The 9,043-nt window shown below is 39.0% G+C and carries 8 protein-coding genes; 4 read left to right on the top strand and 4 right to left on the bottom strand.

Annotated features, from left to right (window positions below):
* Positions 1-398 precede the first annotated feature (398 nt).
* Together accC and AW17_RS22160 are read right to left on the bottom strand one after the other, a co-directional pair.
* Positions 399-1,910: an acetyl-CoA carboxylase biotin carboxylase subunit gene (gene accC, locus AW17_RS22165; protein WP_029280256.1), complete on the bottom strand. Its 1,512-nt coding sequence runs from the start codon at positions 1,908-1,910 to the stop codon at positions 399-401.
* Positions 1,911-2,012: 102 nt separating this feature from the next.
* On the bottom strand, positions 2,013-3,035 hold the full coding sequence (locus AW17_RS22160) for a threonine aldolase family protein (RefSeq protein ID WP_029280254.1): 1,023 nt from the start codon (positions 3,033-3,035) through the stop codon (positions 2,013-2,015).
* Positions 3,036-3,254: 219 nt separating this feature from the next.
* Between AW17_RS22160 and AW17_RS22155 the strand changes: the two genes are divergently transcribed.
* Entirely contained in the window at positions 3,255-4,115 is an 861-nt protein-coding gene (locus AW17_RS22155) for an N-acetylglucosamine kinase (protein ID WP_029280252.1), read from the top strand.
* Between the two features lie 158 nt (positions 4,116-4,273).
* On the opposite strand, the gene AW17_RS22150 is transcribed toward AW17_RS22155, so the two are convergent.
* Entirely contained in the window at positions 4,274-4,963 is a 690-nt protein-coding gene (locus tag AW17_RS22150; RefSeq protein ID WP_051692040.1) for an NUDIX hydrolase, read from the bottom strand.
* Between the two features lie 111 nt (positions 4,964-5,074).
* Between AW17_RS22150 and pfkA the strand changes: the two genes are divergently transcribed.
* Genes pfkA through gap form a run of 3 tightly spaced genes read left to right on the top strand, consistent with a single transcriptional unit; the run spans position 5,075 to position 7,911 of the window.
* Positions 5,075-6,061, top strand: coding sequence for a 6-phosphofructokinase (pfkA, locus tag AW17_RS22145; protein WP_029280248.1), 987 nt, complete (start codon positions 5,075-5,077; stop codon positions 6,059-6,061).
* 1 nt (position 6,062) lies between these two features.
* Positions 6,063-6,905 (top strand): hypothetical protein, encoded by an 843-nt coding sequence (locus tag AW17_RS22140; protein ID WP_029280246.1) that lies wholly within the window; start codon positions 6,063-6,065, stop codon positions 6,903-6,905.
* A gap of 7 nt (positions 6,906-6,912) precedes the next feature.
* The gene (gene gap, locus AW17_RS22135; protein ID WP_029280245.1) at positions 6,913-7,911 is read left to right on the top strand and encodes a type I glyceraldehyde-3-phosphate dehydrogenase; all 999 of its coding nucleotides are present in this window, start codon (positions 6,913-6,915) and stop codon (positions 7,909-7,911) included.
* A gap of 602 nt (positions 7,912-8,513) precedes the next feature.
* Here gap and AW17_RS22130 read toward each other — a convergent pair.
* A complete protein-coding gene (locus AW17_RS22130) occupies positions 8,514-8,897 on the bottom strand; it encodes a hypothetical protein (protein ID WP_209444314.1) in 384 nt (127 codons plus the stop codon).
* Positions 8,898-9,043 lie beyond the last annotated feature (146 nt).

Genomic DNA, 9,043 nt, shown 5'->3' with positions numbered 1-9,043 from the left:
ATTCAAGCTAGCTACGCTGGTCTTTTTGATGCCAAAAAGAAAGAGCCCTTTGGCGGCGGCGAGCCGAGTCCCAATGTCATTAAGTTAAGTACTATGCCGTTGTCAGTCTGAGCTTGTCGAAGACCTTTCAATAGTCGAAAACGAAAAAACATTTGTCCTTCGACAGGCTCTCCGTAGGAGTCCTTTGGACAGGATGACAATGTTTTTTGTTTTCTCCTTAACTTAATGACATTGAGCCGAGGCCAGACTGTGCCCATGGGGAAAAACAATTAACTATTAAACGATGAATTAAAACTCGAAATGACGATTATCGCAATAACGGATTTTATTATTTATTAGCAAGAAAGATGCTGAAACAAGTTCAGCATGACGTCCCTCGTGAGGACTTCTCTATGTTGTTAATACTTCAATCTATTTTTCCTCCAATCGGAGCTATTTTTAACTGCTGCACCACCCAACCTCACCTCCTTTTTATCAAACAGTTTTGCAGCAATTACCGCAGCAATTAAGGCTTCTGTTTCATCCTGTACCTTTAAACTTTCTGGCTTAAAGTATTTACCTACAAAATGCGTGTCGAAATTACCCGTTTTAAAAGCCTCGTGCTGCATCACAAATTTACCAAAACCCAAAGTAGTTTCTATCCCTGTAATATCATATTCTTCAATTGCCCTCACCATTCGTTCAATCGCTTCTTCCCTATCTTTCCCAAAAGTGATCAGTTTGGCAATCATCGGATCGTAATAAATCGGGATTTCCATGCCCTGTTCAAAGCCATCATCAACCCTTACCCCATTGCCTTTAGGTGTGCTGTAAGTCTGCAAGGTGCCAATATCAGGCAGGAAATTATTGACCGGGTCTTCGGCATAAACACGAAGTTCTATAGCATGCCCGCTGATTTTTAAGTCCTCCTGGCTAAAGCTCAGCTTTTCGCCTGAGGCTATTTTTAGCTGTTCTTTTACCAGGTCGATCCCTGTAATTAATTCGGTTACCGGATGTTCTACCTGCAATCGGGTATTCATTTCCAGGAAAAAGAAATCGAGGTTCTCATCCAAAATAAACTCAACGGTACCTGCACCGGTATAATTTACCGAACGGGCCACATCTACTGCACACTTACCCATTTGCCGCCTGATTTCTTCAGTTAAAACCGACGAAGGCGCTTCTTCTACCACTTTTTGGTGACGACGTTGTACAGAGCACTCACGTTCAAAAAGATGAACAATATTGCCATGGGTATCGCCCAAAACCTGTATTTCAATGTGCCTTGGTGAAGTAACATATCGTTCAATAAAAACAGCACCATCACCAAAGGCTGAGGTAGCCTCACTTACCGCAAGCTGCATCTGTTCTTCAAAATCTTCAGCCCGCTCTACAATACGCATACCCTTGCCCCCGCCACCTGCAGCAGCTTTGATCAATATGGGGAAACCAACTTCGATGGCGCGTTGTTTAGCTTCGTTTACATCCTGTATGGCTTCTTCCGTTCCCGGCACCATCGGGATGTTATATTTTAAAGCGGCTGCCTTTGCTGAGAGTTTATTGCCCATCGTTTCCATGGCCTGCGGCGAAGGACCAACCAGGATAAGTCCGGCTTCGGCAACTTTTTGCGCAAAACCTGCATTTTCAGACAAAAAACCATAACCTGGGTGAATGGCCGCTGCGCCAGTTAATTTACAGGCTTCGATAATCTTCTCACCCACCAGGTAACTTTGATTAGATGGAGCCGGCCCAATACAAACCGCTTCATCGGCATAACGTACATGCAGCGCATTACGGTCTGCTTCAGAAAAAACAGCTACTGTTTTAATGCCCATTTCCTTCGCAGAGCGCATAATACGCAAAGCGATTTCGCCACGGTTAGCGATGAGGAGTTTTGAGATTGGAATTAGGGGTTTGGAGGAATTAGGCATTTTGGTTAGACTTTATATGTATGCAGATTGAAGTATCAGCTATCTGACTATTGACCATTAACTATAAAACTATTGACTAAAAAATCAGACTCCCGACTATACCTACAAATGTAATATTATTTCGATAGCCTGATCGATCATTTCTGCACTCAGATCGAGGTGTGTAACCAAACGGATCGTACTGGCACTGGTGGTATTGCAATGTAGTCCTTTTTCTTTCAATTGGTGCACAATTTTCTCTGCTGCTCCCTTTTCTACTTCAAAAATAACAATATTGGTCTCAACAGGCATTACCGATTTTACATATTTTGCCCTGGCCAGTGCATTTGCCAAAGCCTGCGCATGGGCATGATCGTCTTTTAAGCGTGTTACGTGATGATCGAGCGCATAAATGCCAGCAGCAGCCAAAAAACCTGCCTGACGCATGCCTCCACCAAAAGCTTTTCTAATTTTTCGGGCTTTATGGATCATTTGCTTGCTGCCCAATAGCACAGAGCCAACTGGTGCACCAAGTCCTTTGGATAAACAGACCGAAATCCCATCGAAATATTTGCCGTACTCGCCCGCCTCATCCCCTGTTGCCACAAGTGCATTAAAAATACGCGCGCCGTCTAAATGCAGTTTCAATCCTTTTATATTACAGAGGTGATGGATCGGGGCAATCTGTGATAAGGTATAACAGCTTCCGCCACCTTTATTTACTGTATTTTCTAAAACAACCAAACTTGAGTTGGGATAGTGGATGTTATCTTCATTGATTTCGGGTTCAATCAGCTCTGGAGTCAGAACTCCGCGTTCGCCATGCAACAACCTTACCGATGCGCCCGAGTGATAGGCAATGCCTCCAATTTCGTAGCGGTAAACATGTGCGGTTTGATCGCAGATCACCTCATCCATGGGCTGGGTAAAACACTTGATCGCAATCTGGTTGGTCATCGTTCCTGACGGGCAAAATAATCCGGCTTCCATATTAAACGTCGAAGCCAGTTTTGTCTCCAACGCATGCACCGTTTCGTCTTCACCAAAAACGTCGTCGCCCACTTTTGCATTCATCATGGCATCTAACATTCCGGCAGAAGGTTTGGTTACCGTATCACTCCTGAAATCTAAAAATCTGTTGTTCATTTCGCTATCTGGTTGTAAAATATTGTTGAGGTTAAAAAAAAGGCCAATGCCCTTTCTGGTATAATTTTAAGGTTTTTCGGCGATTAAATGCCCTATATAGTGTATTTTTTACACACTTAATTTTCGACAACAACAAATTGTTAAAAAATTATTAAAAAAAAGGATACAAAATATAAGACTTTTTATACTTTTATCGTGCTAAAACCAAAAATAAATAAAATGATAGTAATTGCAGACGGCGGATCTACCAAAACAAATTGGTGTTTGATTAACGAGGCCGGCAGAAAAATTTACTTTAACACCGAAGGTTACAATCCATATTTTTCAAAAGGAGAATACATTGTAAAGTCTTTGAATGAGTCTCTTCCAGACCACTTGGAAAGAGAGAAATTAACAGCAGTTTATTACTACGGTGCCGGCTGTTCTACACCTGCAAATGTTAAGATTGTGGCCGATGCCATGCAACAGATCTTCACCAATGCAACCATTTTTGTAGGTCATGATTTACTTGCTTCATCTAGAGCACTCCTTGGAAACGAGCCAGGATTTGCTGCTATTTTAGGCACAGGTACAAATTCATGCCTTTATGATGGATCTGAAATTACCATGAACATCGATTCATTGGGGTATTTCTTGGGTGATGAAGGTAGCGGTTCGTACATCGGTAAACGCATTTTAAGCGATTACATGAAAGGTTACATGCCGAAAGGGCTACGTGAAGCTTTTTACGACAACTACGCTTTAACCAACGAAGATATTTTCGATAATATTTATAATAAGCCCTTACCAAACCGTTTCTGCGCAAGCTTTAGTAAATTCTTATACGATTTTAAAGATAACTACGAAGATTATGCTTTTGCTACCATTGACTATGCTTTTACTGCATTTTTCGAAGCATTGGTCATCCACTACCCTAACTACAAAGACCACAAATTAAACTGTGTGGGTTCTGTAGGTTATAGTTTCCGTGATATTTTAAGTATAGTAGCCGACCGTTACGAAATGGGCGTGGGCAAGATTATCCGCTCACCTATAGATGATCTGGTACATTATCACCTGGAGTTAGCCCCGAAGGCTTAGTCCACAGTCCTAAGTCTGGAGTCCTTAGTCCGGAGTCGGATTACAACCATATAAAAATCCCCGATTTGAATTTCAAATCGGGGATTTTTATTTTATATACCAGCTTTAATTATTTTCTATTTTCTTTCAACTCTCCGCTCCACGCCTAACGCGCTCCGCTAGAACGAGATCTCCTTACCAAAAAGCTTCGCATATTTACGCTTATCAAAACGGTACAAAGTAGCCGCGCGATAAGAAACACCTTTTTGTTTTTCATCAAGCTCTTTTAGTACACCAAAACTCACAATCTTTTTTCTAAAGTTCCTTTTATCGAGTTTTTTACCCAAAACCAGTTCATAAACATGCTGCAACTGTGTTAAAGTAAATTTCTCTGGCAAGAGTTCAAAAGCAATTGGCTGGTGTTTAATCCGGCGTTTTATTTTTTCTAATCCTTTATCGTAAATTTTCTGGTGATCGAAAGCCAGTTTAGGCAGATCGGTAATCGGCAGCCAATTGGCCCGTTTGGCATAAGTACTGATCGGGCGTAGCTCTTTATCTCCGCCCAAACGGATCAAAGCATAATAAGCCAAAGTAATTACCCTTCCTTGCGGGTGCCTGTGCGGATCGCCGAAAGCATAATATTGCTCCATATAAATACCACGCAAGCCGGTAAGCTCGTACAAAATCCGGGAGGCTGATTGATCTAAACTTTCATCAGGGCCAACAATGTTACCGGGCAATGCCCACCAATCTTTAAACGGTTCTTCATTCCTTTCGATCAGTAGGATTTTTAATTCCTTACCATCAAATCCAAACAAAACGCAATCTATCGAGAATACAGAATCTAAATGAGGTAAAATTTGTTCCAAAGTAAAATTTAGTTATTTTAAGCAGATAAAGGTATGACTTTCAATATTAAGTAAAAAAAATAAAATAAATTACTTAGTGTAAAAAATACACACTATATTCGTGTTATAAAGATGGAGCCAAATATAAAAAATATAGCTGTACTAACTTCTGGAGGCGATGCCCCTGGAATGAATGCTGCAATCAGAGCTGTTGTACGTACCGGAATTTACCATGGCATTAACATGTTTGGTGTAATGCAAGGTTACCAGGGTTTAATTACCGACAACATAAAACCAATGGACGCCCGTTCTGTAAGTAATATTTTACACTTGGGCGGTACCATATTAAAAACTGCACGCTGTTTAGAGTTTAAAACAGACGAAGGTCAACAGATTGCCTACAACAACTTAAAGAAAAACGGTATTGATGGACTAGTGGTAATCGGTGGCGACGGAACATTCACCGGAGCGAAACGTTTTTCGGAAACTTTTGGAGTTAAGGTAATCGGTATACCAGGTACAATTGATAACGACTTAGTTGGATCTGATTTTACCCTGGGTTACGATACTGCTATTAATACAGTAATCGAAGCGATTGATAAAATCAGGGATACTGCCGATGCGCATGACCGTTTGTTCTTTGTAGAAGTAATGGGTCGCGACTCTGGCTGCATTGCATTAAGAAGCTCGATTGCCAGCGGTGCCGAAGCTGTTTTGTTACCGGAAAGGGAAACCAGCGTTGCCGAATTGATTGAAAAACTGGCCTTGGGCGCAGCTACAAAAAAATCATCGAGTATTGTTATCGTGGCCGAAGGCCATAAACAAGGCGGTGCTTACGACATTGCTAAAAAAGTAAAAGAAACTTTTGATCATTACGATACCAAAGTAACTATACTTGGTCACCTTCAACGTGGTGGCAGCCCAAGCAGTTTCGACAGAATTTTGGGCAGTCGTTTAGGTTTTGCCGCGGTAAATGCGTTAATTGCAGGCGAAACGGAGCAAATGGTAGGCTTAAAGGGAAACGAAATAAAATTAACCAGCATAAGAGAGGCTTTAACCGCTCATTCTTTTAAACTCGAGCCTGATTTAATGGAAATGACAGAGGTACTTTCAATATAATATGATAGCAGTTGTTTATAGCGGATCGAAAACAGCATTTTGGAAAATAACACAAAATGGACAGGTAGTGGCACATTGCAATACTACGGGCCTAAACCCCTGCTTTGTTGATCCAAAAACGATCTTACAGATTTTAAACAAAAAAGTTGCTTTGGTTAACAATGCAGAAAACATAAAGAAAATTTATTTCTTTGCAGCTGGAGCATCATCAGCAGACAGAAAAGAGGAATTGGCCAAAACCCTTGCATCATTTTTCAAATACAGCAAAATTGTAGTAGAAAATGATTTATTCGGTGCCGCCAAAGCCGCCTGTTATGATCAGCCTGGTATTGTTGGCATGCTGGGCAGTGGTGCACATTGCGCTTACTTTGATGGAAAAAAGCCAATAAACAATAACTTTGGATTAGGTTATATACTGGGTGACGAAGGTTCTTCGAATTACTTTGGAAAAATACTTCTTAAAGAATTTCTGAGCCTTAAAATGCCTAAAGACATTGAAACTAAATTCATATTAACCTACAATCTAGACCGCCCTCAAATATTAGAACGCATTTACAATAAGCCACAGGCAAATATATTTTTAACCTCATTTTTCGATTTCTTTACCCAAAACAGTAAACACGAATATATCCGTAAGCTGATTGATGGAGGATTTGAAAAATATATCGAAACTTATGTTTTGCCGATGGCAGAAAAATATAACGACCGGGAGATCCATATTGTAGGTAAGGTAGGTGCCGAGCTCGAAGACCGGTTAAGGTTGGTAGCGGGCAGATACGACATAAAAATTAAAAGCATTATTAAAGAACCAATACAAAATTTATTAAAACATTACATTAATTAACAGAACAATGAGCAAAATTGGAATAAACGGCTTTGGCCGTATTGGCCGACTGGTTTTCAGAGCCGCATTAAAAAGAGGATTAGATATTGTAGCGATTAACGATTTGATCGAGCCAGATTATATGGCATACATGTTAAAATATGATACTACACATGGCAAATTTGATGGCACTATTGAAGTTGTTGATGGTAATTTAGTGGTTAATGGTAAAACAATCCGCGTAACCGCAGAAAGAAATCCAGCTGATTTAAAATGGGATGCTGTAGGTGTTGAAGTAGTAATCGAATCTACAGGTTTATTCTTAACCCGTGCTGATGCTGAGAAACACATTGCTGCTGGTGCTAAAAAAGTAGTTTTCTCTGCTCCTGCTAAAGATGGCGATATCCCTACTTATGTAATGGGCGTAAACCACCATAAACTAACTGCAGATCAAACTATTGTTTCTAATGCATCTTGTACTACAAACTGTTTAGCACCAATTGCTAAAGTTTTAAACGACAACTTCGGTATCGTTGAAGGTTTAATGAGCACAATCCACGCCGTAACTGCAACTCAAAAAACAGTTGATGGTCCTTCTGCTAAAGACTGGAGAGGTGGCCGCGGCGGTTTCTCTAACATTATCCCTTCTTCTACTGGTGCAGCTAAAGCAGTAGGTATGGTTTTACCTGAATTAAAAGGTAAATTAACCGGTATGTCTTTCCGTGTTCCTGTTGCCGACGTTTCTGTTGTGGATTTAACTGCCCGTTTAGAAAAACCAGCTACTTATGAGCAAATTAAAGCAGCTATGAAAGCAGCTTCTGAAGGCGAATTAAAAGGTGTATTGGCTTATACTGAAGATGAAGTTGTTTCTTCTGACTTTATTGGTGACGACCACGCATCTATTTTTGATGCAAAAGCGGGTATCTCACTGAACGATAATTTCGTTAAAGTGGTATCTTGGTACGATAACGAATGGGGATATTCTTCTGCACTAGCTAAATTTGTAGAATATTACGCAAGTTTGTAACAAAAATTGCTTTAAGCGCTTTTCAAGGCTATATAAAAGGCAACATTATTCATTTAATGTTGCCTTTTTGTTTTAAACACAATTTTCACCTATAAAATTCAATTTTAAAACCATATCTAAAATTGTTTTTATTCAATTTATACATCAAAAATTCACTTAACAACCCAGAAAAACCAAAAAATCACCAATAAATTTCAGAAAATCAACTTTTAACCAAGAATTAAACAAACGTTTGACTAAATCGTACCATAAATTGACAATATTTAACAATTAGTTAACATATTTTTCTGCTATATTTGCAACACAGTCGTTTTAAACACCAAAATCCCTTACAAAAGGGTCGGCAAATAAAAAATGACAAAAAAAATACTTAAATTTTTCTTAGTGTATTTTTTACACTATCAAATTTTTTACTATATTTGTAGAGTAATAAACGGAACGATGTTTATCACCACTAAAAAAGATAAATCATTTTCTTGAAAAACCCCGGTTTGGATGGAAGATTAAAGACAAAGCCTGGCTCATAACAGGTTTATATTTGGTTAGAAAAAAGAGACAAGTCTGGATAGATTGTCTCTTTTCTTATTTAAGGGAAAATTGAATTAAGATTTATTTTTTAGCCATTCATTAATTCTTATTTCATCAAACACCAATCTATCTTTAAAATTTGCCAGCATTAATAAATAGTTTTTTTTATCAAAGTTTAGTTCTTCTATTTTATCAAACCATTCAACACTAGCACCAACATTTTCAGAATCCCATTCTTTTGTTTGATCTATACCCACTCTTTTCCATTGTATAGTATTACCACAATTTCTAATCTCTGCGACAATTAAAGTACAAGAAAAATCATTATCATCAGGACACATTAAAACTGGACAGATGGTTGTTTGGTTTTCTTCTGGCAGTATCCGTTTCCAAACCAAAGCTTTTTCTCTTTCTATCTCCATCCAACATACAAGTGTCGGAATAAGCCCTTTGTACATATTGTTAAGATATAGCTCATCGATTTTTTCATCTAATCAATAACCGTCAATGCAATAATTTATAAAACCCCAATAGCCTTCATAATCACTTTTATCTAATAGTCCTTCAATTTTGTTCACTAAATACGTCATAACCTGAGTTCGAT

Origin of the sequence: Pedobacter borealis DSM 19626, from assembly GCF_000708285.2 — a bacterium.
GTDB lineage: Bacteria > Bacteroidota > Bacteroidia > Sphingobacteriales > Sphingobacteriaceae > Pedobacter > Pedobacter borealis.
This window is presented reverse-complemented; position numbering and strand designations above follow the sequence as displayed.